Source organism: Nostoc sp. UHCC 0252 (genome assembly GCF_034931145.1).
GTDB lineage: Bacteria > Cyanobacteriota > Cyanobacteriia > Cyanobacteriales > Nostocaceae > Nostoc.
The window spans coordinates 1-22,462 of record NZ_JAYGHE010000070.1; the positions used below are offsets into that span (position 1 = coordinate 1).

General features: G+C 40.0%; 21 protein-coding genes. 11 read left to right on the forward strand and 10 right to left on the reverse strand.

The genetic code is table 11. The annotated features are described in order from the left end of the window. Nucleotides 1-29: 29 nt before the first annotated feature. The gene (locus VB732_RS28025; protein ID WP_323234148.1) at nucleotides 30-593 is read left to right on the forward strand and encodes a hypothetical protein; all 564 of its coding nucleotides are present in this window, start codon (nucleotides 30-32) and stop codon (nucleotides 591-593) included. Nucleotides 594-720: 127 nt separating this feature from the next. Here the strand turns inward: VB732_RS28025 and bioU are convergent, their stop codons facing one another. Further along, nucleotides 721-1,725: a (S)-8-amino-7-oxononanoate synthase BioU gene (gene bioU / locus VB732_RS28030; protein ID WP_323234149.1), complete on the reverse strand. Its 1,005-nt coding sequence runs from the start codon at nucleotides 1,723-1,725 to the stop codon at nucleotides 721-723. 410 nt (nucleotides 1,726-2,135) lie between these two features. Between bioU and VB732_RS28035 the strand changes: the two genes are divergently transcribed. The 4 genes from VB732_RS28035 (at nucleotide 2,136) to VB732_RS28050 (ending at nucleotide 5,343) form a co-directional block, all read left to right on the forward strand. Next, the gene (locus VB732_RS28035) at nucleotides 2,136-3,239 is read left to right on the forward strand and encodes a type I restriction endonuclease (protein ID WP_323234150.1); all 1,104 of its coding nucleotides are present in this window, start codon (nucleotides 2,136-2,138) and stop codon (nucleotides 3,237-3,239) included. Nucleotides 3,240-3,308: 69 nt separating this feature from the next. Further along, nucleotides 3,309-4,406, forward strand: a complete 1,098-nt coding sequence (locus VB732_RS28040; RefSeq protein WP_323234151.1) for a hypothetical protein — start codon at nucleotides 3,309-3,311, stop codon at nucleotides 4,404-4,406. A 163-nt stretch (nucleotides 4,407-4,569) separates the two neighbouring features. After that, the gene (locus VB732_RS28045) at nucleotides 4,570-4,818 is read left to right on the forward strand and encodes a DUF4926 domain-containing protein (protein ID WP_323234152.1); all 249 of its coding nucleotides are present in this window, start codon (nucleotides 4,570-4,572) and stop codon (nucleotides 4,816-4,818) included. Nucleotides 4,819-4,908: 90 nt separating this feature from the next. Beyond that, a complete protein-coding gene (locus VB732_RS28050) occupies nucleotides 4,909-5,343 on the forward strand; it encodes a hypothetical protein (protein ID WP_323234153.1) in 435 nt (144 codons plus the stop codon). A 186-nt stretch (nucleotides 5,344-5,529) separates the two neighbouring features. Here the strand turns inward: VB732_RS28050 and VB732_RS28055 are convergent, their stop codons facing one another. Then, nucleotides 5,530-5,655: a hypothetical protein gene (locus VB732_RS28055; protein WP_323234154.1), complete on the reverse strand. Its 126-nt coding sequence runs from the start codon at nucleotides 5,653-5,655 to the stop codon at nucleotides 5,530-5,532. A gap of 345 nt (nucleotides 5,656-6,000) precedes the next feature. Between VB732_RS28055 and VB732_RS28060 the strand changes: the two genes are divergently transcribed. Genes VB732_RS28060 through VB732_RS28070 form a run of 3 tightly spaced genes read left to right on the forward strand, consistent with a single transcriptional unit; the run spans nucleotide 6,001 to nucleotide 7,097 of the window. Continuing rightward, a complete protein-coding gene (locus VB732_RS28060) occupies nucleotides 6,001-6,210 on the forward strand; it encodes a DUF2997 domain-containing protein (RefSeq protein ID WP_094328129.1) in 210 nt (69 codons plus the stop codon). 39 nt (nucleotides 6,211-6,249) lie between these two features. Next, nucleotides 6,250-6,636 carry a DUF1257 domain-containing protein gene (locus VB732_RS28065; RefSeq protein ID WP_323234155.1) on the forward strand — a complete coding sequence of 129 codons (387 nt, stop codon included), beginning with the start codon at nucleotides 6,250-6,252 and terminating at the stop codon, nucleotides 6,634-6,636. After that, nucleotides 6,636-7,097, forward strand: coding sequence for a ferredoxin (locus tag VB732_RS28070; protein WP_323234156.1), 462 nt, complete (start codon nucleotides 6,636-6,638; stop codon nucleotides 7,095-7,097). Before VB732_RS28065 ends, VB732_RS28070 begins: the two co-directional genes overlap by 1 nt. A 125-nt stretch (nucleotides 7,098-7,222) precedes the next feature. Here VB732_RS28070 and VB732_RS28075 read toward each other — a convergent pair whose 3' ends face one another. The 3 genes from VB732_RS28075 to VB732_RS28085 form a co-directional block, all read right to left on the reverse strand. Further along, on the reverse strand, nucleotides 7,223-7,507 hold the full coding sequence (locus VB732_RS28075) for a YiaA/YiaB family inner membrane protein (protein ID WP_323234157.1): 285 nt from the start codon (nucleotides 7,505-7,507) through the stop codon (nucleotides 7,223-7,225). A gap of 269 nt (nucleotides 7,508-7,776) precedes the next feature. Then, the gene (locus VB732_RS28080; protein WP_323234158.1) at nucleotides 7,777-9,381 is read right to left on the reverse strand and encodes a DUF4335 domain-containing protein; all 1,605 of its coding nucleotides are present in this window, start codon (nucleotides 9,379-9,381) and stop codon (nucleotides 7,777-7,779) included. 248 nt (nucleotides 9,382-9,629) lie between these two features. Continuing rightward, on the reverse strand, nucleotides 9,630-10,235 hold the full coding sequence (locus VB732_RS28085) for a DUF3038 domain-containing protein (protein ID WP_323234159.1): 606 nt from the start codon (nucleotides 10,233-10,235) through the stop codon (nucleotides 9,630-9,632). 725 nt (nucleotides 10,236-10,960) lie between these two features. On the opposite strand from VB732_RS28085, the gene VB732_RS28090 reads away from it, so the two are divergent. Continuing rightward, nucleotides 10,961-11,194, forward strand: coding sequence for a hypothetical protein (locus VB732_RS28090; RefSeq protein ID WP_323234160.1), 234 nt, complete (start codon nucleotides 10,961-10,963; stop codon nucleotides 11,192-11,194). After that, nucleotides 11,184-11,381, forward strand: a complete 198-nt coding sequence (locus tag VB732_RS28095) for a hypothetical protein (protein ID WP_323234161.1) — start codon at nucleotides 11,184-11,186, stop codon at nucleotides 11,379-11,381. The genes VB732_RS28090 and VB732_RS28095 overlap by 11 nt, the downstream gene beginning before the upstream one ends. On the opposite strand, the gene VB732_RS28100 is transcribed toward VB732_RS28095, so the two are convergent. The 5 genes from VB732_RS28100 to VB732_RS28120 form a co-directional block, all read right to left on the reverse strand. Beyond that, nucleotides 11,378-12,028: a Uma2 family endonuclease gene (locus VB732_RS28100; RefSeq protein ID WP_323234162.1), complete on the reverse strand. Its 651-nt coding sequence runs from the start codon at nucleotides 12,026-12,028 to the stop codon at nucleotides 11,378-11,380. The genes VB732_RS28095 and VB732_RS28100 overlap by 4 nt on opposite strands. A gap of 14 nt (nucleotides 12,029-12,042) precedes the next feature. Beyond that, nucleotides 12,043-14,475 carry an endonuclease MutS2 gene (locus VB732_RS28105; protein WP_323234163.1) on the reverse strand — a complete coding sequence of 811 codons (2,433 nt, stop codon included), beginning with the start codon at nucleotides 14,473-14,475 and terminating at the stop codon, nucleotides 12,043-12,045. 203 nt (nucleotides 14,476-14,678) lie between these two features. Continuing rightward, entirely contained in the window at nucleotides 14,679-14,975 is a 297-nt protein-coding gene (locus tag VB732_RS28110; RefSeq protein WP_323234164.1) for a DUF2288 domain-containing protein, read from the reverse strand. A gap of 84 nt (nucleotides 14,976-15,059) precedes the next feature. Continuing rightward, nucleotides 15,060-16,097: an AI-2E family transporter gene (locus VB732_RS28115; protein ID WP_323234181.1), complete on the reverse strand. Its 1,038-nt coding sequence runs from the start codon at nucleotides 16,095-16,097 to the stop codon at nucleotides 15,060-15,062. A gap of 155 nt (nucleotides 16,098-16,252) precedes the next feature. After that, nucleotides 16,253-16,891 carry a lysophospholipid acyltransferase family protein gene (locus VB732_RS28120; protein WP_323234165.1) on the reverse strand — a complete coding sequence of 213 codons (639 nt, stop codon included), beginning with the start codon at nucleotides 16,889-16,891 and terminating at the stop codon, nucleotides 16,253-16,255. Nucleotides 16,892-17,025: 134 nt separating this feature from the next. Here VB732_RS28120 and VB732_RS28125 point away from each other — a divergent pair, with 134 nt between their 5' ends. Beyond that, a complete protein-coding gene (locus VB732_RS28125; RefSeq protein WP_323234166.1) occupies nucleotides 17,026-22,404 on the forward strand; it encodes an ATP-binding sensor histidine kinase in 5,379 nt (1,792 codons plus the stop codon). Nucleotides 22,405-22,462 lie beyond the last annotated feature (58 nt).

A 22,462-nucleotide genomic window follows, 5' to 3' on the forward strand; every position in this document is an offset into this window, starting at 1 on the left:
TCTAATAACTCCTAACTAATTAATAAACTATGACTGTGCAAAAATCTAACTACGAAGCGAGTTTGGCAGAGTACAGCAATCATTTAGCTGCGATCGCCTTACTAAAGCAATATCGGCCATACTTGGAGATGATTCCCAGCCTGCGCCGTCCAGATGAAAGTGTCATCACTATCCCCTTGCCAATTGTCCGTCTTCGCAATACTGCGACAACGACTCCACAAACGATTTGCTTACCCTGTGATGTAGCAATTTTGATGTGCGATCCAGAGTGGAAAATCAAAACGGGAGCCGAAATTTTAGTCTTTATTCATCGCCCTCACGAAGACTTTTCTGATTTGTTAGGACGTTGGCGACAAACGCAAGTTTCCCTGGACAATGATTATGAATGGTTAATGCCTCTCCGCCACAGTCATATTTTAAGTGAGGGAGCTAATACTATATATCCTCTATTTGTTGTTTTTAGTGATACTTTAGAACGTATCCAACGAGGACTTGTAGGAGCCGAACTTCCATTTATTATACAAACACCAGATTTGCTGCTTGAAGAGGATGTGACAGATATTTTTTGTCCAGAAATTCCACCAGCTTATTAGAAAAAATTAGGAGTTAAGAGTTTTCAATTGCAACTTTTAAACAAAACCAGAGATTTTTAAGTCTCAAGTTTAGTTTTTTAACTCCTAAATCCTGTACAGACGCGATTAATCGCGTCTCTCCTAACTATTACCTCACAAATTGGGGCATAATTTCAGCAGCAGTGAATATTCCATAAATGCCACGTTGATGCAATTGTCTACCAGCTTTGAGATAGCCAAACGCAGGGCCGCAGACATTAGCTGCCATACTGGTTTCATCTCCTAGAGTAAAGGTATGGGTGGAAATTTTGCCTTCAAAGGTGCGCCCTGTTACCTTAACGTTAGTGCTAAGGGGCTTTTTGGGATTGCGAGTATCGACTACACCACCAACAGTAACGCGATCGCGATCGCAAATTCCCGCTACCTCTAGCATCACATCATCAGCATGTTCCATATTCTTCAAGGTAAGCACGCCATTAGTTTGATCTAGTAGTGCTTCTATTTCTGCGTCAGTCATTGCCCTTGCGGTTTCCACTGTGTAACCAGGGATATGGCCAATATCTTCCCGAACGGTGGCGCGGTAAGCTTCCCAGTTGGCAATCCCCACCCCAAAGGTAATTTCGACTTGATGAATTTCAGCGTAGCTTTGGGCGGCTAATGCGGCGGCGGCGGTTAACAATCCGGGTGTTGCACCACAGCCTGTCATATAAGTAATCCCGGCGGCTTGCAGTTCTTCTTTCATCGCCAGTAATTGTTCTACAGCAGTGGTGCGCTTAATCGCATCCACTAGCACCCCACGCCAACCAGATTTAATAAACTCTTTCGCTACAGAAGGGATAAAATCGTTTGGTAGGTTGGGTAAAGCCAGAAAATACCCATCTACAGGTTGAGCTATTTTAATTACATCTTGAATACTTTGATTTGTTAATGTACCAACTGGCTCCAAATAACCTACGGAACCTTGGGACTGATAGGTTGCAATGCATTCTTGAGTATTTAAACCTTCAGCAGCATAAGCGTAACCTTTTTGATCTGCTGCGGCGACTAAAATCATTTCCTGTTTAGCAGCAAGTACCTTGGCGGCGGCTTGTCCGAGTCCGCCGAAACCTAGTACTCCAATGCGTATCGCTGGCGAAATATTTGCTGTACTCATAGTCAATTACTTAAGTTGAATCACAAGCCTTCAAACTTTACCATCTCAGCTTGTGGCTGATGGCTGACAGCTTTTAGCTATAAAGGTTAATTATGCTTCATTATCCTGGTTTCTTCTCCAACCAAATCAGTTTTTTCACCAGAAATTCTTGCTGAGTGATTTAGGCTTGAGCAAATTTTCACGCGAAATAGCATCAAATTTAAATTCTGAAACCCTTGTGCAATAAGGGTTTCAATTTTTAGCAACTAAATTAAATAATGGCTGAAAGCTTTGTCCAGTAAGCATTATAAAAATAAGATGCGTTACCCCATCAGTGTTGTACTCCAATTTCTGTTATTTATTCAGGTTTTTTGTGAATTATAACTTCATAGCCTACATAGCCATAAACAAACGTCTTGGAGCATCACATCATGGATTTCGTTGATCAAGTCAAAGCTTTTGCATCTACAATCCCTACAAAATTAAATAGCATCAAGACTGAAGAAGCTACAAAGCACTTCCTAATTATGCCTTTTATTCAGCAAATCTTGGGATATGATGCCTTTAACCCAAATGAAGTTATGCCTGAGTATGATGCAAATGTGGGAGCTAGCACCAGTTACAAGCTAGACTATGCAATATTCAAAAACAGTCAACCAGCAATCCTGATTGAGTGCAAACGTTACGGTACAGATTTTAAGAATGATCGTGAATGGAGTCAGTTATTTGCATATTTTATGGCGACTGAAGCTCGCATTGGTATACTAACAGATGGGGTAAATTACAAGTTATATGCTGACTTAGAAAAACCTAATAAAATGGATAAAACTCCATTTTTAGAATTAGACTTACTTAATTTAAATGAATCAGCAATCCGCGAACTCTATAAATTAACAAAATCCGCATTTAATATTGATGAAGCTATTACAGCCGCCTCGGAGTTAAAGTATGTAGGTGGTATTAAGACTCTGCTTAAAAAGCAAGTTGAAGCGCCCAGTGATGAATTTGTTAAATATTTTTTCAAAGAGTTATGCCCTGGTAATAATTTTGTAGGGCAATTAAAAAGTGAGTTTACTGGATATACACAAAGGGCTATTAAAGAATTTATTCGTGAGGAAATTGAAACCCTTTTAGATGAAGCAGCAGGACGTTCAAAAACGAAAGCCGAGACTGTAAACCCGGAACCAGAAATAAAACCAGAACCGATTATCAAACAACCTGAGTTTACAGATGACGAGCGTGAAGGATATTACATTCTTAAGTCGGTTTTACGTCAGGTATTAGATCCAGCAAGGATAACATACAAAGATACAGCGAGCTACTGTAATATTCTGCTTGATGGGAACACTTGGAAACCGATTGTTCGTTTGCATTTCAATAACCCAAGTTGTAAGAAATTAGAAATGTTCTCAATAGATTCAAATGGGAATAGAGTACCAGACAAAGTTTCTATCGATAACCTCAATGAAATTTATCAGTACGCTGAAAAATTCAAGGCAATTGTAGCTTCTTATGAACAGCCTCAAGCTGTATAAGTAACATATCTAAAAAGCTATTACAGATTGTTTCATATTGAAAACTTAAATTGATTATAGATAATCTTTATGGGATGGTATTACGACGGTAGAGGGGGAGCAACGCGAGCCACAAGAGCAAGCAATTTAGCAGCCCGACGATTAGGCCATGACATTATGAAGGGTCTGCGTCACCTAGAAAAAGTTAAACGTCAAAGGGAAGCAGAGCAACGTCGCCAGGAACGACAATCTGCAATTAAGATGAGAGAACTTGCAAAAGAGTCAAAGCTACGAGCAAAAATGCAAGAATTGGAACTTGCTGCATACGAAGTGCAAGTTTACGAGAACCGTATAGATTGCCTTTTGTCAGTCCATAAAGAGTGTGGTGAAGCATGGGAATGGTCTTTAATCCGTGATTCCCAACCACCAGTAAAGCCTGAGAAATTAAATGATAATGAATGTGCTGCTAAACTTAAGCTATCTCAATTTAAGCCTACGCTTTGTGACAAGTTATTTAGACGTGTTAGAGCCAAGCAATCAGCCTTAGAAAAAGCAGTAACCGAAAGTAAAAAAACGGATGTATTAAATTACCAAAATGCACTGTCAGAATATAGTGAAGATTATAAAAATTGGCAAAGTCTAGTTGATTTATCAAAACAGATTATTGCCGGGAATATTGAAGCATATACTGATGTAATTGATATGGAGAGACCATTTGATGATATCAGCGAATTAGGAAGTTTAATTGAATTCGATCTTCTTGACAAATTTATTATGGGTGTTACAGTTCACGTCAACAGTGAAAAAGCTATTCCTTCAGAAATAAAAACTTTAAGTAAAACAGGTAAACTCTTAAGTAAAAAAATGCCAAAAACAAAATTTTATGAAATATATCAAGATTATGTTTGCGGTTGTATATTACGTATAGCTAGAGAATTATTTGCAATTTTACCAGTCCAGACAGTTTTAATCACAAGCATAGGTGAATTGTTTGATTCGCAAACAGGCCATACACAGCAAGAACCGATTTTATCAATTATAATTTCTAGAAATATTCTGGAAAATCTTAATTTTGATACACTTGATCCGTCAGATTCAATGTCTAATTTCCTGTGTAGAATGAAATTTCAAAAAACAAGAGGCTTTGCTCCAATACAGATAATACACCTATCAGAATTGAATAATTAAGTAAATCGATGGGAATAAACAAAACTATAATATTACGAAACATAAATATGCCCCAAACCCTTACAAAAGTGTGATCATTGGCAGTGGTTGCATATTGAAGAAGGTTCTAATACCTCAAAATTAACAACCTGCTATCCTCTGTAATATCTGGAAGGGAGACAAGATGAATAAAAGTAGAATTGAGTTGCTGGATGTAGTAGCACTGACAATTGATCTGCCTGAATACAACTTGTACCGTGGTCAAGTTGGCACAGTAGTAAAATTATTAGCTGGCGGTGCTGCATTTGAAGTTGAATTTAGCGATCGCTCTGGACGCACTTATGAATCTGTCGGTTTACGCCCAGAGCATATTATGGTGTTACATTTTGAGCCAGCATCCCCTGATTCAGTACGATCAATGGTGACAGCATAAGTAGTTGTGCTAAGAGCGATGCCTACGCAGCTTTATCAGATATTCTGAAATAAAATCATATCTATAAACCTTCCGCAAAATATTCTGATTATGGCGATCGTTATTTCCCTTAGCTCAGAGTTAGAAGTACGACTGCGCGAGAAAGCCGCACAGCAAGGACAAGATATCAGCTTCGTTGCAACACAATTGCTAGAGGCTGTCCTAGAGTGGGAGGTGCGAGACTCTGAAGCAGCTATTAAGGGTATTCAGCAAGGATTAGAAGACTTTGAAGCGGGTAGATTCCGTTCATTTGATGATTTTGCTGACGAACAGCATCGCAATAAACTTCTGCTGGAACAAAGTGGTATTGGTGAAGAGGTGGAAATTGAAATTCAAGATTGTCACCTAATTGTCCGTGCAGCCTCTCAATCGCGTCAGGGGTGGGATGAAGCATTTGCAAGAATGGCGAAGCTACACGACAATGTACTGCTTGATGATGGCGTAACTACAGAGTGGGAGCATCTAGAGTGGGAGTGGGAGTGGTAGTCAATCGATTTGATGTATTTTTGGTTAATTTCGACCCAAACTTGAAGATATTGTGATTAATAAGGTTGGCTATCCAGTGTAAAAAAGATTACTGGGAATTATTTCTTGAGATGGATTTTTGTTTCGAGATAATTGCTATGGAAGGTGATTCAAGGTTGTTACGTAGTCAAGCAGCATAATATCTTACTACACCAAGCGATCACTTAAATTAGATATTAAAGCTAGCGATCGCATCATGACTGGTGAGCCAGGAGCATGTACACCGTTGATGATAGCTACTATCTTGCGGGAAACCCTGGAGGAATAGGGCAAATTTCATGATAATGATAAAGTTTTTCAATAAATTTTATATTTTTGTAAATTCCTTGCTGGCTATATTCCCTCTAAATGCTTATTTTTAGGACTTTTGCAGCTTACTTGGCTAGCTCCAGTAGTTACCTTGACTAATCAATGAGGTTAAGAGAAACTAACTAAATACTGATGCGTGTGCTTATAATACTAATAAGTTTTGTAAAGATTCTGAGATATATATGTTGAAAGATGGAACATTAGTTAACAAATGGCGAGTTTGTATCTAAAAATGTTCCTACGGCTATATTTTTAGCCTTCTGCTAAAACAGTACAATTTAAGCGTACTTATCCTGGTTGACCAAAAGAATGGAGACATTAGAGTTCATAATCTATCCAGACGGTCGGGTACAAGAGAAAGTCACTGGCATTGTGGGTAATTCTTGCGCTGAAGTTACAGCAGCAATAGAGGCACAGCTGGGGCAAGTACTTAATCATGAGCCAACCTCAGAATATTTCGCCGCGAAGGTGCAGCAATCTAATGTGGCGAATACACACACCACTTACAGCGATTGGTAAGTTTTCACAGTAGTTTAGTGTTATTAATTCACAACCACCATGTCACACTTTAGCCAAATTAAGACTCAAATCCGTAACCTTGATTCTTTGAAAGATGCTTTGACTGAATTGGGCTTAGACTGGAAACCCGGCCCACGCGAAGTACGTGGCTATCGCGGTCAAACCCATCCTGCGGAAGTTAGTATTGAGCAGGAAAATGGCTATGACATCGGTTTTAGATGGAATGGCAAAGAATATGAATTGGTGGCTGACTTGCAATACTGGCAGCAAGATTTGTCCGTAGATGGATTTTTGCGCCAAGTAACACAGCGCTATGCTTATCAAACAGTTGTGAAAGAAACCGCTCGTGTTGGTTTTCAAGTTTCTGAACAACAAAAAAATGAAGATGGTTCAATTCGCCTGGTAGTACAGCGCTGGAGTGCGTAATGGCTGATTTTTTGCCGTCGCTAGAAGAACAAGAAGATAACCGTTCCGGTTTGGAACCAGAATTAGGGGGTTTTTTAAGGGATGCCCCAGAACGTTCTGGTTTAGAACCGGAATTGGGCGGCTTGCTGCGCCAAAATGGTGTTTATGTAGATGAAATCACCTGTATTGGTTGCAAGCATTGCGCTCATGTTGCGCGTAACACCTTTTACATTGAACCAGATTACGGGCGATCGCGCGTGGTTCGCCAAGATGGGGATGCTGAGGAAATTATTCAAGAAGCAATTGACACTTGTCCAGTTGATTGCATTCATTGGGTTGATTACACTGAACTCAAAAAATTAGAAGAAGAGCGCAAATATCAGGTAATTCCTTTAGTCGGTTATCCGGTAGAACAGGCAGTTGCTGCTAGCGAACGCCGGCGTAAAAAGCGCAAGTTAAAGACCAAAAAATCCCGTTATTAAGATAAAAACGTTAAATTAATATAATAAAGGACTGGATCTACCCAGTCCTTTTGCTTTTCGTAATATAGTTAATTTCTGACAGCTTTTCAGTAAAGTTTTTTAATCCAAAATTGTTATGGTTGCCTTCACTTTAAATTTAGAGGATCGTGTTGTGAAAGTAATTTTTCTACTTTCGCCTCGTCTAACCTAGCGGTTAATCTTCTATTTTCATGCAAGTCTCTAGTCGTTTTCGCCAAAGTAAAAGTTGAGCCAACAGAGAAAGCCATACCCATGCCCATAAATCCTTTTACCCAGCCATTTACAGGTAAGTTGACAATGCCGAAGGTGGTCATAGAAATAGAAATCACAAAAGCTGCCCAAGTTTGAATAACCCAAGCTGGGCTGTCTTTTTGAGTACCAATTGTTTGCATATTGCCTACCTTTGATATGAGTGTATTTATACCAATTATTAATTAATAGCCATCAGATATCATCTGGGTTTCCAGCCTTGTATCTGTAGTTGAATGTTGTAAAATTGGTGTTAAAAGGATTGTATTCAATGGTAGGTTTACTGATATGAAGAGTAAGACCAGTTTGGTAACTGGACTCTAAAAAGTAAGCTTAAGAGCAATTAAAATAAATAGAAACTGGCACAAAGTTTGTACCAGTTGTATGAGTGGCATTAAAGAGATTAATTTAATTATTCATCTGGAAAAGTCTGTACCTTCCCATCAGGACTGAGAACAACTCGAATTCTGACATTTTGTCCGCGTGTATTGGCGGAAACAAAAGGTTTACCAACTTCAGGCATACCAGTGCTATCAACAAATTCTCTTGCTGCCTTATTAAGGGGAAAAATTCGTTCAACAGTGCCGTCAACACTAACTATCAAACTGTATTCTAATGTTTGTCCTAATCCGGCAGGTGGTTGCCAACGCTTAGTTAGGTATGTTCTCGCTTCTGCTACTTGAGGTGTATCAAATAATGTACCAGTAGCCACTTCTCTGGATGTGGGGGGTTTGCGTCCGTCCCCTAACTGATCGATAAATGGATTATTCTCCGCAGTTCTAGAGGTAGGAATTTGTGAAGCAGGTTTTTCTCCAGCAGGAGGTTGCTGTAAGGAATTGATTTTTTCGTCTAGCTGTTGTGGGGTTAATGGGGGGGCTTGGGTAGAGATATTGCCACGATTATTATTAGGTATGCTCTCAAGAGAGGGGGGAAGAACTGGTGAGATATTAGTTGGCAAGCTGCCTGTGTTGGAAGATAGTCTGGGTGGCAAATTCCGCAATTGGGGGAGAGTACCAGTTTGGGGATTTGACCCTGTAGAGTTCTGTCCTAGATTTGGTAGTATGGCTATTTCCTGGCCTGGGACTTTGTTCGATGGTGCGCTCGCTCTATTGGTAGGAGTGGTTGAAGTCGTTCCTTGAGGTATAGTCAGTGCATTTGGCAATAGAGGTGGCGGTGCAGAGAAACTAGAATTAGGGACTGTTAAAGGTGCTTGGGGCAAAGTGGATGTGGAAAGTGGAGGAGTGGAACCTAACAAATTATCCGATGGAGTAATAAGTCCAGGTTCAGGCGTGGGGAAGTTTAGTGAGGGTGAAGCTTCCAAAGCAGCCTTTACTGCTGCTGGATCTGATGTTTGGGCTGTCTGCTGTTGCTCGTTCCTAACGGTATTAGCATATTGCCAAGTAAGAGGTAAGAAACCTACACCTAATACTAATACTGCGGCAACAGGTGCCCAAGCAGGGAACCTCAGAGTCGAAGTGCTGTTGAGAGTTGGGAGTGCCATGATATCAGTTGAGTATTCATCTAAAGCACTAGCCAAGTCGAATAGTTGCAGCAGAGTGAGTTGAATTACGGGGCCGGATGAGTAGTTGGCGAGAGAACCGAGAAATAAATTGTGAGTTAAATAGCTGCTTGGTTCTAATCGGATATTTGCCCCAGGAAATTGAGTACTAAAAGAATTTAATGTTTGGGTTGAGGACTTTGATTCCAGTTCACCCAGCGCTGGATGTGACTCTTGAGTACTGGAGAAACTGACCCAAAAGCTTTCTGGAGGTTGTTGCAGGAATTGCTGTACGTAACTTGTGACTGCATCACATAAAGCTTCAAGTTGATCGCGATCGCCCCGAATTGGAACTCTATGTTCTTCTGGTAGTCGGGGATCATCAAAACGTAGCTCAAAACTTAGGTGTTTGAGGACAGTTTTCCCCATCCAACGGGACAGGGGTGAGCTTTGCGCGTATACTTCTAACGTGCAAGTAGGGGGTGTGTAGCGACGAATGACAGAATTTGATAGAGGCATAGCAGGAACTGCGAGGAAGACTATTTAGGATTTTGCAAAAAGTTAAGCCAGTTGCGTGCAAAGAAAAGTTGAAACGGTGGATTCCTCCACTCAAAAGTTTGTTAGATTTCTTCTGTTATCTAATCTTGTGCCAGGAGAAAGCAGTTCTGAGAGTGCATCGCCCAAGGGCTAACGACTATCAAAAGGGTTTCTCGATCTAGCAGATAAATCACAAGCGAATTTTGATTGAGCAATTTCAAATTTCAAATCTAAATTTTTGTCGAACGGTCTATAAGTGCTAGCCAGAGACGGCGATGCCCACCGGGGGCACTGTAAAAAAGTAAATCTACAAGCAGTTTTAATGCCAGGTTGGTTAGTAAATCTGTTGAGATTTGCTCGTCCTCTTCCATCCGCTCTTGGTAGGTGTTGCAAAAAGCATCAATATAGTCTCCAAGTAAAGCAGCCTGGTGAGGTTCCCGGTTATTTTCTGCCATTTGTTCTAACAAACCGACAGCGCGGCGAATCAATTCTTGGTGCTGTTTGGCTAAGTAGCAGATGATCAGAACAAGCGATCGCGCTTCTTCGACATCTAACTTTTTTCGCCCTCCTTGACCCTTGCGTAGCGGATTTGATTGGCGCAGTCGCCATAAAGCTACGCGGTCTGGCACTCTTGACTCTAAATTCAGATCATTTGCCGCCGAAAGCATAGCCTCTGAACCAATCCCAGTTAAGGTTTCTAGCGCCAACAGCACCAAGTCTAATTGGGTTTTGATGTTATCCCATTGAACTGTGTTTGGGGCTGGAAGCTTGATTAAATCCTCCCACTGGGAATTTGGAGTGGCTGAGTTGGCGGCCGAGTGCATAACTTTTAGCATAGGTGATCAAGCTGATAGAGGATGTTGCTGTTACCCATTTTGAAACCAGACTCTCAAGTTTTAAGCTTGGTTTCCCATAGCTCGAAGCCAGAGACTTCGGGTAGATTTTTTTATGTGGTAAACAGCATGTATCTTTGTCCTACTCTAGATGAAAATTTATTTTCGACAAAGTAGAAAAGTGTCAATTCTAATTAAGGTTTACCCGACTTTCACTGCTAATTCCGTACAAGAGTATAAATAAACTATCTTTTGAATGCTAACTGTTAATTCGCGCTAAGTAATTGTGTAGAATGCCTCCTAATTTATTTGTGGTTTAAATTTTGAAATTTATTGATGTTTATTATTTGGTGTTGATGTATACATAATTACTATACAAATCTTTTGGTTGTTTGCTCAAGATGCTTCTTGCTGCTAGACAGGAGTTTTGCTTGTATGCAGCCTGTTATTTCAAGGCAGGCTGCACAACATCAGGACGATTGATGTCTCTTTAAAACCAACCACAAACTTAAAAATTTTGTAAAGTCAACGTTTGAAGATGTTGGCTAATTGATTTAATCCAACTTAGTTGGTACTATAACTCTAATCGCAAACCACATACATATCAAAACTAACTAATCACCTTGACGGATAGCGGTAATGTTTTAGACGTTTGCCAAACTCCATACTTAAGTATGAGTTCTAGATAATTCACTGAGTAGTAATAACGACGCAATAATATAATAACGATGAAAAAGCATTTTTTTGCCTTTTCACTGATACCTTGTGCTGTCAGTGTGATACCAACTCAGGCATTGGCGGTTAGTCTATACGGTGCTGGTAGTTTACGCGATAGCCTGACTGAAGTAGCCGAATCTCTTAAAGTGTTCCAAAAAATAAATGATCCAAAACCCGTCATTGCGAGCGAAGCGAAGCAATCGCAAGGGCTGGGATTGCTTCGCTTCGCTCGCAATGACAATTGAGCATTTTTTTACTTGGAGTACTCTTAGCGATAAATATGGGATTCCGGTAGAAACGCGATTTAGCCCGTCTGGTTTAACACGAGAATTTATAGAGCAAGAATTATCCGAAACCGAAAAATCCGCAGATGTTTTTGCTAGTGCAGATATTGATAACCCTCAGACATTGTTTGAAAAAGGTTTGAACTAAATCGGGCTATTAATTTGCTGCCTTATCCATGCACGAAATCCTTTGATTGTCGTATTTCTGCCATTGGTTTTACTTAGCATCAAATATTCGGGAATTACTTGCTGAATTGGTAAATTAGGGAAAATAGAACTGGTATTTGATTCTAGATATTTACCATTGAACAGCACATTTATCTCCAGTTTTGTTCCATTCCATCGCCACAGTTCCGGTACTCTCAAATCTTGATAATTATTGAAACGAGTACGGGAGGTAATATCAATTTCAATAGCAAAATCTGGAGGCGGGTCAATTTCTAAATTGATTCTTTCTTTACCCCTAACTCTAGCTTCGTTTTGGATATAGAAACAATCATCGGGTTCTACCCCAGCATCCATAGTTTCTTTATCAAAAGTTGTAGAACCTAAACTCCAAAATTCCAAATCGAGTTCTTCTAATAAAACTTTTACCAAATCCCCAATAATAACTTTAGCTACTTCGTGTTCTGGCAATGGAGCCATTATTTCCAGCATCCCTTGACTGTAACCTATGCGCGAACTGCGATTGTCTCCTAGTTCTGCTAAAATTCGTTTGTATGCCGGCCAGGAGACATCTTTAATCAACAACTGATGACCGGCTTTAACAATTAGTTGATTGAGTTCAAGTAACATAGCATTCTTGCTCTTTATTTGATGTGAGCAACGGTAACACCAGTACCGCCATCTGCTTGTTCTGCTGGTTCGTAGTTGTTCACTCTGGGATGCTGTTGCAAAAATGCATGAACTCCTTGTCGCAGTTTCCCAGTACCGTACCCATGAATAATCCAGATTGGGCCTGTAGCTTCGGAAATGGCTTTATCTAAAATGTATTCGGCATCAGCTACCCGTTTACCACGCAAATCGATGGTATTTTTGGAAGTCCGAATTTCTGGGACAACTGGCGGTGGGGTTACTGCTGCTGGGGCTGGTTTGGCTTTAACAACTGGTTCGGGTTTTTGACCATCTAGAGATTCTACATCCTGCAACTTTACGTTCATCTTCATTAGCCCAAAGCGAACGCTTAACTCGCCATCTTCATCGGGGGCGGTGATTACATCCGCTATCTGTCCGAGTTTGGGAATACGGACGCGATCGCCTACTTTGGGCATAAATCCAGCTTTTGGTTTTGCTGGCGTTGCTGGCTGATAAAGCTGGCCAATTTGATTCAAAGCATTGGTGGCTTGCTGGGCTTCCTGGGCTGTGGGCGTACCTTTCTGCAAGCGGCGAATCACTTGGGCAATTTCACCTTTTGCTTGGGCGATCGCTTGTTGGACTGCTATTTCCTGTGAAGCCCGCAAACTGCTTTCCCTTTCCTCCAAACTTGCGGCTTTTGCGGATACTTCTTTGTATAAGCGTTCCGCTTGCTGCAACAAAACTTGGGCTTCGGCTGCTTTGGTTTCCTGGCGGCGGCGTTGGGCTTCTAACCCAGCTATCACCTGGTTAACTTCATCTGTGGCCTCTCCCACTTGAGTTTTTGCCTGTTGTACCACTTCTGGTTTTAATCCCAAGCGCAAAGCAATAGTTAAGGCATTAGAACGTCCAGGGATGCCCCACAGCAGGCGGTAAGTAGGCGAGAGAGTACTTTCGTCAAATTCTACAGAGGCATTTTCAAACCGCTCGTCTTCGTATTTCAGGGCTTTTAGTTCCCCGAAGTGAGTAGTGGCGATCGTTAGTTGGGCATGGTTAGCTAAATATTGCAACAAAGCGATCGCTAGGGCACTTCCTTCAACTGGATCGGTTCCTGCGCCGACTTCATCGAGTAAAACCAGTGATTGGGGAGTGGGTATTTCTAAATTCTGTTCTTCCCCATTCCCAATTCCCAATTCCCCATTCCCCAAATTCCCCAATGCTTCTAAAATCCGACTAATTCGGCGGATGTGACCAGAGAATGTGGATAAACTTTGCTGCAAAGATTGTTCATCGCCAATATCTGCTAGCACTTTATCAAACCAAGGTATTTCCACTGGTTCGCGGGCGGGAATAAATAAACCCACTTTGGCCATTAATGCTGCTAACCCTAGAGTTTTTAAGGTTACAGTTTTACCGCCAGTATTTGGCCCGGTAATGGTTACAACCCGAATTAGCGGATTGATCAGCAAATCTACAGGAACTACTGGTTGCCCTTGTTCGTGCTGTTGTTGCCAAACTAACAGAGGATGCCGTAAGTTTCGTAAGGTAATGGTTTCACTGTCTTGACGCTGGATAAATCGTGGGGGATTTGCTCCTAGCCAGTAACTATAACGCGATCTAGCGGTTGCCAAATCCAAAGTTGTGGCGATCGCTAACAATCTCTCTAAATCTGGTTTGACTGCGGCTACTTGTTCCGTCAAAACGCGGCGAATCGCTTCTTCTTCCGCTTGCTCTTTTCGGATGATTTGCCGCAGTTGGTTGCCTAGAGGCACTACCGAATTAGGTTCTACGTAAAGAGTTGCACCACTGGTAGAGGTATCGTGAACAATACCAGGGATGGCATCTTTTTGCGGTGCTTTTACGGGGATGACAAAGCGATCGCTTCGTTGCGTAATTAGCTGTTCTTGAACTGCCCCAGATTTTGCCTGTAAGATATTTTGCAGCTTTTGGGTAATTTGGCTGCGTACTCGCCGCAAATCTGTGCGAATTTCTCCCAGTTTTTGACTCGCGCGGTCAGTTACCTGGGCCCGTTCATCAATACATCGGTGAATTTCTTGTTCTAGTTCTGGATAAGTCCGCAAATCGGCAACCAACTCAGTCAATATCGGCAAATCTTCCTGATTGTCGATGACACGGCGCAAACTTCTAGCACCAGCGAGGGTGGTGGCGATCGCTAACAGTTCTTCTCCTGCCAAAACTCCACTACGTTCTGCCCGTTCTAAGGAATCGCCAATATCTTGAATTCCCTCAAATGAAAGTCCCGTGGTGAGGCGAGTTTCCAGTTGGTAGACTTCTTTGGTTTGCTCTAACAACTGTTCGCTTTGGATCTGAGAATTGGGTATTTTCAGATGACGCGCAGCTGTCGCCCCCAGCTTAGTTGCCGCGAAGGTGGCAAGGTGCTGGCAAAGGCGATGCCATTCTAATAGTTCTAAGGTCTCAGATTGGATCAAGGTTTCAACATCTAATCTGAAATTATCGTAACAATTCTAGCTGCTAGATGGCTAAATCTTAAAGGAGAAAATTTTGCTTTAGTAAATAGCCAAGAGGTACATTTGCCTTCTGCTTACCTTCACTTCATTATATATCGGTGTACTTTTTGCTACATAAGTTTTTTATTGAGTCAAACTCCGAGCGAAAACGCAGCAAAAATTGATTAAGCAGCAACTATTTCCTTCACCAAAACGTAAGGCTGAACGATGAGAGTATTAAATCGCTTACTGCGATCAAGATTCCATTCTCCCACTTGTACTGTTGTGGGTTTGGTAATTAATTGCTCATCAATCCACTGTTCTACTGATGGGATGTTATCACTGGCGATCGCTACTCCAACATCCACCAGGTTTAACTCTGGTGCTACCAAAATTACTGCATCTCGTTGCACATGAGGAATTAGCCACTCCCACTCTGCCTCATCCAAAATTTCTGTTAATTCCGCTCTTAAATCCGACATTACTTCCCAATGTTTATTTGTAAATGGCTATTTTTACATTATTCACTAGTTCCGAGTTCCTGACAAATGACAAATGACCAACAACTAAACTTCTGATTTCATCTCATCAATTTCAAATAAAGATACAATTACTCCAGCGATAGGGATAGATATAAAAACTCCTAGCAAACCTGCTACTCTAGCGCCTATTAGCAAAGCAAAGAATACTACTACAGGATTAAGATTCAGCGCATCTTGCATAATTCGGGGCGCAATTAAGTTGTCTTGTATCTGCTGGAGGATAATACAAGCTATCAATACTTTCAATGCTAACCAAACACCTTGAGACAACACAAATAGAGTAATTGTGCTTACTCCTAATGTTGCTCCTATGCCAGGAATGATATCAAGAATTCCAACTATTATTGACAATATTAAAGCAAAAGGTACTTGTAATATTAAGAAAACCACGAAAGTCGTACTTGTGAGAAATGCACTTAATAATAACTGACCTCTAAAAAATCCGAGAAAGGAGCGTCTGATTATACTTGTAAATCTATTTCGACGCTGTTTTGGTACTATTTTTATGGTAAGATTCCAAAGCTTGTCTCCATCTAATAACATGAAGAAAGCCACAACTGCAATCAATACAAAAGTCACAAAGTTCGTCATAAACCCTTGTAGAATAGCTAAACTAGTCACAAGACTTGAGACAGCTTGGTTCCGCAGTTGTTCTTCAATAAAACTTAAATCTATCTGCAAATTCCGGCTTCGCAAAATTCCTTCTATTCGCTCTAATAGAGGTACTAAAGAATTTAAAAATGCAGTGATACTATCGATTAATTGTTGTCCTTGAGATAAAACCGTTAAGCCCACGGTAATTATCAGACCGCCTATAATCACAATACTGAGCAAGAAAACAAGACCAACAGCTACACCGTGGGGTAAAAAACGCCGTAGCCCTTGTACGGGATAGCTGAGTAAAAAGGCCAAAATTGCAGCGAATGTGAAAATAACAATGACTGCTTCAAAGTAAGCTAAAAGCTGTACAATTGCCCAGCCAGAAGCAACTAAAAGTAAAAATCTAACTAATGCTAGATTATTTAATCGCTCCCAAAAATTCTTGGCTTCAAAGCCGCTCATAATGATGTTTAGGGTGAAATTGCTGGTAGATTTGCCTAGCAGTTGCATTTAAGCACAAAGTCTGATGTCATTGCTAGAGCAGATTGACCTTAAACATACAGAGGTTAAGGAGCGATCGCTACCACCCTAAAGCATATATTTCTTGCGTGTCTAACTCATCTCCCTAAATCATGCATATCGTTAATTACCGTGGCACACTTTTGTGTCAACGCCTCCAATTCTTCTTTATTGCTGGAACTAGGAGCATCAATCAAGTTACCAATTCTCACAGTAATGGGAACTGCGCGAGGTCGGGACGAGCCTTTTTGTAAAATCTTCTCAGTACCCCAGACACTCACGGGCAATATTGGGGCTTTTGCTTTCGCCGCCAGTAGCAGTGCGCCTCTCTTGGGGTCTGTAATTCGACCATCTGGGGTGCGAGTACCTTCCAAGAAAACACCGACAGCCCAACCTTTATTGAGATATTCTAGGGCGGAACGGATGGCATTGCGATCGGCACTTCCTCGACTCACTGGGTAAGCACCGTACAGTTTAATCGCTTGCGCCAAAACAGGGATTTTAAATAACTCTTCCTTAGCCATGTACGCCACAGGACGACGTACACAATTAGAGACAATCGGCGGGTCAAAGTAACTAGCGTGATTACTTACTATCAGTAGCGGCCCTGATTGAGGGACATTTTCCGTACCATGAATCTGGCCCCGAAAGTAAGCGTGAAGCATGGGGCTGACGACTGACCATTTAAAGGCGTGGTAAAGTGCCAGACTGATAAACGGTTCGCGGTTTTTGTCCACAGAAGATAATGCAAATCAAACTGAATTTAGCATAAGCGATCGCAACACCCAGAGCAAACGCAAAAATGCTATAGAGATGAATTACTTCACCTATTGGGGAACACTAAATCTAGAAATCTTTAGAATTTAACAGTATGTTTCTCACTACAGTCAGTATTTCTGGATACAAGGTTAACGAACAACTCTACAACGGTTCGAGAACCGTGGTTTATCGCGGTTATCGAGAAACTGACTTATTACCTGTAGTGATTAAATTGCTCAAAAATCCTTATCCGAGTTTCAGCGAACTCTTATCGTTTCGTAATCAGTACACCATAGCTAAAAATATCAACTCACCTCTAATCATCCAAACCTACAGCTTGGAACCGTATCAAAATGGCTATGCGTTGGTAATGGAAGACTTTGGCGGGATTTCTCTTAAAGATTATTTCATTTCTGACCAAACGCGACATACCGATTTTCTAGAAGAGTTTTTACTAATTGCGATCGCACTGTGCAACACCTTAGATATACTCTACCGCGAACGGATTATTCATAAAGATATCAAACCCGCCAATATTCTAATTAATCCCGAAACTAAACAAGTTAAATTGATTGACTTTAGTATTGCATCTCTGCTACCACGAGAAACCCAAACGCTGATGAGTCCAAATGTATTAGAAGGGACACTCAGTTATTTATCACCAGAACAAACAGGCAGAATGAATCGAGGGATTGACTATCGAACTGATTTTTATGCTCTAGGTGTCACTTTTTACGAACTACTAACTGGAAGATTACCATTTAGAGCAAACGAGCCAATGGAGTTACTACATTGTCATATTGCAAAAGATCCCGAAAAAATCAAAAGCGAAGAAATTCCGCAAGTGATTTCAGATATTGTCATAAAATTGATGAGCAAAAATGCTGAAGATCGCTATCAGAGTGCATTAGGATTAAAATTTGATTTAGAAAAATGTTTGCATCAGCTAAAAGAAACTGGCACAATTGATAACTTTAAAATTGCCCAGAGTGATGTGTGCGATCGCTTTATTATCCCCGACAAACTTTATGGACGAGAAACCGAAATAGCCGCACTCCTTCAAGCCTTTGAAAGAGTTAGCAAAGGTGCAACTGAAATGATTCTGGTAGCTGGTTCTTCAGGCATTGGTAAAACTGCTGTTGTTAACGAAGTTCATAAACCGATTGTGCGCCAACGCGGTTATTTTATCAAAGGCAAATTTGACCAATTTCAACGGAATGTTCCCTTTATCGCCTTTGTACAAGCATTCCGAAATTTAATGGGTCAATTATTAACAGAAAGTACTTCTCAAATTCAGCAATGGAAAATTAAAATTTTAGAAGCTGTAGGTGAAAATGGACAAGTTATTATTGAAGTTATTCCCGAATTAGAAAGGATTATTGGCAAACAAACACCAGCCATAGAATTATCAGGAAGCGCATCAAAAAATAGATTTAATTTATTATTTCAAAAATTTACTCAAGTTTTTACTAACGTTAAACATCCATTAGTAATATTTTTAGATGATTTGCAGTGGGCTGATTTGGCATCACTGAAATTAATGCAGTTATTAATAGCTGATACAAAGTATCTTTTATTGATTGGTGCTTATCGAGATAATGAAGTAAATCCAGTACATCCGTTGATGTTGACTGTTAGTGAGATGCAAAAAGTAGCAGCAACTATTAACACAATTACTTTAGCACCATTAAGTCAAGGAGATGTGAATCAATTAATTGCTGCAACGCTTAAATGTTCAGAAGCTTTAGCATTACCAATTTCACAGATAGTTTATCAAAAAACTTTTGGTAATCCATTTTTTGATACTCAATTTATAAAATCATTATACCAAGATGGGCTAATTCAATTTAACTTGACAGAGGGCTACTGGCAATGTGATATCACACAAATTAGTCAACAAGCAGTCACAAATGATGTAGTTGAATTCATGGTATTGCAATTGAGAAAGCTACCACAACCAACTCAAGATATTTTGAAATTAGCTGCTTGTATTGGAAATCAGTTTGATTTGAAAACATTAGCAGTTGTTTCAGAAAAATCGCAAGCAGAAACCGCAACTAATTTGTGGAATGGATTGCATGAGGGTTTAGTTTTACCTACTACTGAGGTATATAAATTTTATCTTGGTGAGGAAAGTCAAGCTATTGCTGAAGAAAGTTCTGAAATTGTTAACTATAAATTTTTACACGATCGCGTCCAAGAAGCAGCATACTCTCTTATCCCTAAAGAACAGAAAAAAGCTACCCATCTACAAATAGGTAAGCTATTACTTCAAAACACACCTGAAATCAAAAAAGAAGAAAAACTTTTTGAAATTGTTAATCAGTTAAATATTGCATTAATACTGATTATTGATCCGCTTGAACGAGAACAACTCCTCAAATTGAATTTAAAAGCAGGTAGGAAAGCACAATTGGCAACTGCTTATACATTAGCAGTTGAATATTTAACAATAGGTTTAGAACTTTTACCTCATGAGAGTTGGTATAGCCAGTACGAGCTAACACTATTACTATATCAATCCATTACAGAAGTACTTTGTCTGAGTGGTGACTTTGAACGCATGGAAAGCTATGCAACTGTTGTTATCCAACAAGCAAAAACTCTCCTCGAACAAATTCCTATTTACAATGTCAAAATTCAAGCTTACATGGCACAGGCACAGCACAAGAATGCTTTGCAAATTGCACTGACTGTTCTTCAATCAATAGGAGTAGAACTGCCTCAACAAGTTAATCAAACTGATATCGAGTCTGAACTGGAACAAACAAAATGTCTTTTGGCAGATAAACCAGCGATGGATTTACTAGAACTGCCAAAAATGACGGATGAGAATATTCTGGCAGCAATGCGAATTTTGTCGAGCATTATGTCAGCAGCTTACCAAGCAAATCCCCCATTGTTTCGAGTAATTGTATTTAAACAAGTTCAATTGTCAATCCTCTATGGTAATGCTCCAGAATCTACCTATGCTTATGCTAGCTATGGACTTATACTCTGCGGTGTTCTAGGAGAAATTGATACAGGATATGAATTTGGGGAAATGGCATTACTGTTACTTGAACGTTTAAATGCTTTCAAAGTTAAGTCAAAAACTCTATTTGCAGTAAATTGTTTTATTCGACATTGGAAATCGCCTGTTAAAGAAACTTTAAATCCTCTTTTACAAGCTTATACGAGTGGTTTAGAAACTGGAGATATTGAATATGCTGTAATGTCTGCCTATGTTTTTGGCAGATATGCTTATTTAAGTGGTCATGGTTTAGAGGAATTAGCCCAAGCTATGGGAAACTATGGCACAATTATGCACCAGTTTAAGCAAACCACCTATTTGAATTTCAATAGCATCTATTATCAATCAGTTTTAAATTTGTTGGGGATGTCAGAAAATCCTTGTTTATTAATTGGCGAAGTTTATGATGAAGTCGCAATGTTACCTCTGCATCAAGCTGCCAATCAAACTAGTATTATTTGTCAGCTTCATTTCTGTAAGCTGCTTTTATGTTATCTCTTTGGTAATTATCAAGAAGCACTGAAAAATGTCACTGTTGTAGAGAAATATTTAACTAGCGTGACTGGATTAGTGCTAATTCCAACCTTTTATTTTTATGAGGCTTTGACTAATTTAGTCTTATATAAAGACTGCTCAATAACTGAGCAAAAATTAATTATTGAGCGAGTAGAAGAAGCTCATAAAAAACTCAAAAAATGGTCAGAAAGTGCGCCACAGAATTATACTCACAAATATAACTTAGTAGAAGCTGAAAGGTTTCGGATATTAGGGCAAAAAACCGAAGCAATAGAATTGTACGATCGCGCCATATCTCTTGCCAAAGAAAACGGCTACATTCAAGAAGAAGCACTTAGCAACGAATTAGCAGCCAAATTCTACCTCGACTGGGGTAAAGAAAAAATCGCCCAAGTCTATATACAAGAAGCATACTACTGCTACGCCCGTTGGGGAGCTAAAGCCAAAGTTAATCACCTAGAAAAAACTTATCCCCAACTACTCCAACCCATCTTGCAACACCAACGAATCAATCTCAATCCCTTAGAAACCATTGCTTTTCGTGGCACTGCCTCATCTTCTAGTACTGGCAGCACTAGTATTGCTGATGTTCTGGATTTTACCTCTGTTTTCAAAGCTGCTCAAGCTATTTCTAGTTCTCTAAAATCAGATCAACTCATTGCCAGCCTCACTCGCATTATCCTAGAAAACTCTGGCGCGAAAAAAGTTGTACTAATTCTTCCCCAAGAGGAGGACATTTGGGAAGTTAAAGCAATTACCTTTATCGAGCATGAAGAAATACAAACTATCCTCAATTTACAATTACTAGACAATTGTCAAGATATTCCTGTAAAAATTATCAATTATGTCAAAAATACTCAACAAACAATTGTTATAGACAATTGCAAAACAGATATTCCTGGGGTAATTGGAAAATATATGTTGGAACACCAACCTCAGAGTGTGTTGTGTGTCCCGATTATTAATCAAGGGGATTTGGTAGGAATTCTCTACCTAGAAAATAGCTTAACTCAAGGGGTTTTTACTAGCGATCGCCTCAGTGTAATTAACCTTCTTTCATCTCAAGCCGCAATATCTCTAGAGAATGCACGACTGTATCAACAAGCTGGGCAAGCATTACAAGACTTGCAACAAGCACAATTACAAGTTGTCCAAAGTGAGAAAATGTCTGCATTGGGTAACTTAGTTGCCGGGGTAGCTCATGAGATGAATAATCCTTTGGGCTTTATTTCTGCCAGTCTCCAACAAGCTAAACCTACTATTGCAGATATTGTTGAACACTTAAAACTATATCAAGAAAGTTTACCCAATCCCAGCGATAAAATTAAAGGTCATGCCGAAGATATTGACTTGGATTATAGCTTATCAGACTTACCCAAGATAATTGATTCTATGACAATGGCGTGCGATCGCCTCCGCAACATCAGCACCAGTCTTCGCACTTTCTCTCGTGCTGACAAAGATTATAAAGTGCCGTTTAATATCCACGAAGGTATAGACAGTACGATTTTAATTCTCAAACATCGTCTGAAAGCTAATGAAGAACGTCCAGAAATTAAAGTGGTAACTGATTATGGAAATTTGCCCCAGGTTAAATGTTTTCCTGGGCAACTAAATCAGGTATTTATGAATATTCTAGCCAATGCTATTGATGCGCTAGATGAATCAAATATTGGACGGAGTTTTAAAGAAATTCAGTCTAATGCCAACCAAATTACAATTAAAACTTCCTTAGAAAATGAAGGTGTAAAAATTGCGATCGCAGATAATGGCAATGGGATAAGTGAAGAAGTGAAACAAAAGATATTTGACCACTTATTTACTACAAAAGGTGTGGGTAAAGGTACAGGACTAGGATTAGCGATCGCTCGTCAAATCGTCGTAGAAAAACATGGAGGAGTGATTGAGGTAGATTCTAGGCCAGGCAAAGGTACTAAATTTGTGATCCAGCTACCGTTGTAGGACATACATCCATATCAACTTTCAGGATATCTTCAGCCTAAATATTTATCTCTGCTTT

Excerpts from the sequence above, each read along its gene's own strand:
- VB732_RS28050 (WP_323234153.1), top strand. The coding sequence starts at position 4,909 with ATGGCGATCGTTATTTCCCTTAGCTCAGAGTTAGAAGTACGACTGCGC.
- VB732_RS28035 (WP_323234150.1), top strand. The coding sequence starts at position 2,136 with ATGGATTTCGTTGATCAAGTCAAAGCTTTTGCATCTACAATCCCTACA.
- VB732_RS28040 (WP_323234151.1), top strand. The coding sequence starts at position 3,309 with ATGGGATGGTATTACGACGGTAGAGGGGGAGCAACGCGAGCCACAAGA.
- VB732_RS28100 (WP_323234162.1), bottom strand. The coding sequence starts at position 12,028 with ATGTTACTTGAACTCAATCAACTAATTGTTAAAGCCGGTCATCAGTTG.
- VB732_RS28080 (WP_323234158.1), bottom strand. The coding sequence starts at position 9,381 with ATGCCTCTATCAAATTCTGTCATTCGTCGCTACACACCCCCTACTTGC.
- VB732_RS28125 (WP_323234166.1), top strand. The coding sequence starts at position 17,026 with ATGTTTCTCACTACAGTCAGTATTTCTGGATACAAGGTTAACGAACAA.
- VB732_RS28115 (WP_323234181.1), bottom strand. The coding sequence starts at position 16,097 with ATGAGCGGCTTTGAAGCCAAGAATTTTTGGGAGCGATTAAATAATCTA.
- VB732_RS28060 (WP_094328129.1), top strand. The coding sequence starts at position 6,001 with ATGGAGACATTAGAGTTCATAATCTATCCAGACGGTCGGGTACAAGAG.
- VB732_RS28025 (WP_323234148.1), top strand. The coding sequence starts at position 30 with ATGACTGTGCAAAAATCTAACTACGAAGCGAGTTTGGCAGAGTACAGC.
- VB732_RS28110 (WP_323234164.1), bottom strand. The coding sequence starts at position 14,975 with ATGTCGGATTTAAGAGCGGAATTAACAGAAATTTTGGATGAGGCAGAG.
- VB732_RS28090 (WP_323234160.1), top strand. The coding sequence starts at position 10,961 with ATGAAAAAGCATTTTTTTGCCTTTTCACTGATACCTTGTGCTGTCAGT.
- VB732_RS28045 (WP_323234152.1), top strand. The coding sequence starts at position 4,570 with ATGAATAAAAGTAGAATTGAGTTGCTGGATGTAGTAGCACTGACAATT.
- VB732_RS28065 (WP_323234155.1), top strand. The coding sequence starts at position 6,250 with ATGTCACACTTTAGCCAAATTAAGACTCAAATCCGTAACCTTGATTCT.
- VB732_RS28095 (WP_323234161.1), top strand. The coding sequence starts at position 11,184 with ATGACAATTGAGCATTTTTTTACTTGGAGTACTCTTAGCGATAAATAT.
- VB732_RS28085 (WP_323234159.1), bottom strand. The coding sequence starts at position 10,235 with ATGCTAAAAGTTATGCACTCGGCCGCCAACTCAGCCACTCCAAATTCC.
- VB732_RS28075 (WP_323234157.1), bottom strand. The coding sequence starts at position 7,507 with ATGCAAACAATTGGTACTCAAAAAGACAGCCCAGCTTGGGTTATTCAA.
- VB732_RS28070 (WP_323234156.1), top strand. The coding sequence starts at position 6,636 with ATGGCTGATTTTTTGCCGTCGCTAGAAGAACAAGAAGATAACCGTTCC.
- bioU (WP_323234149.1), bottom strand. The coding sequence starts at position 1,725 with ATGAGTACAGCAAATATTTCGCCAGCGATACGCATTGGAGTACTAGGT.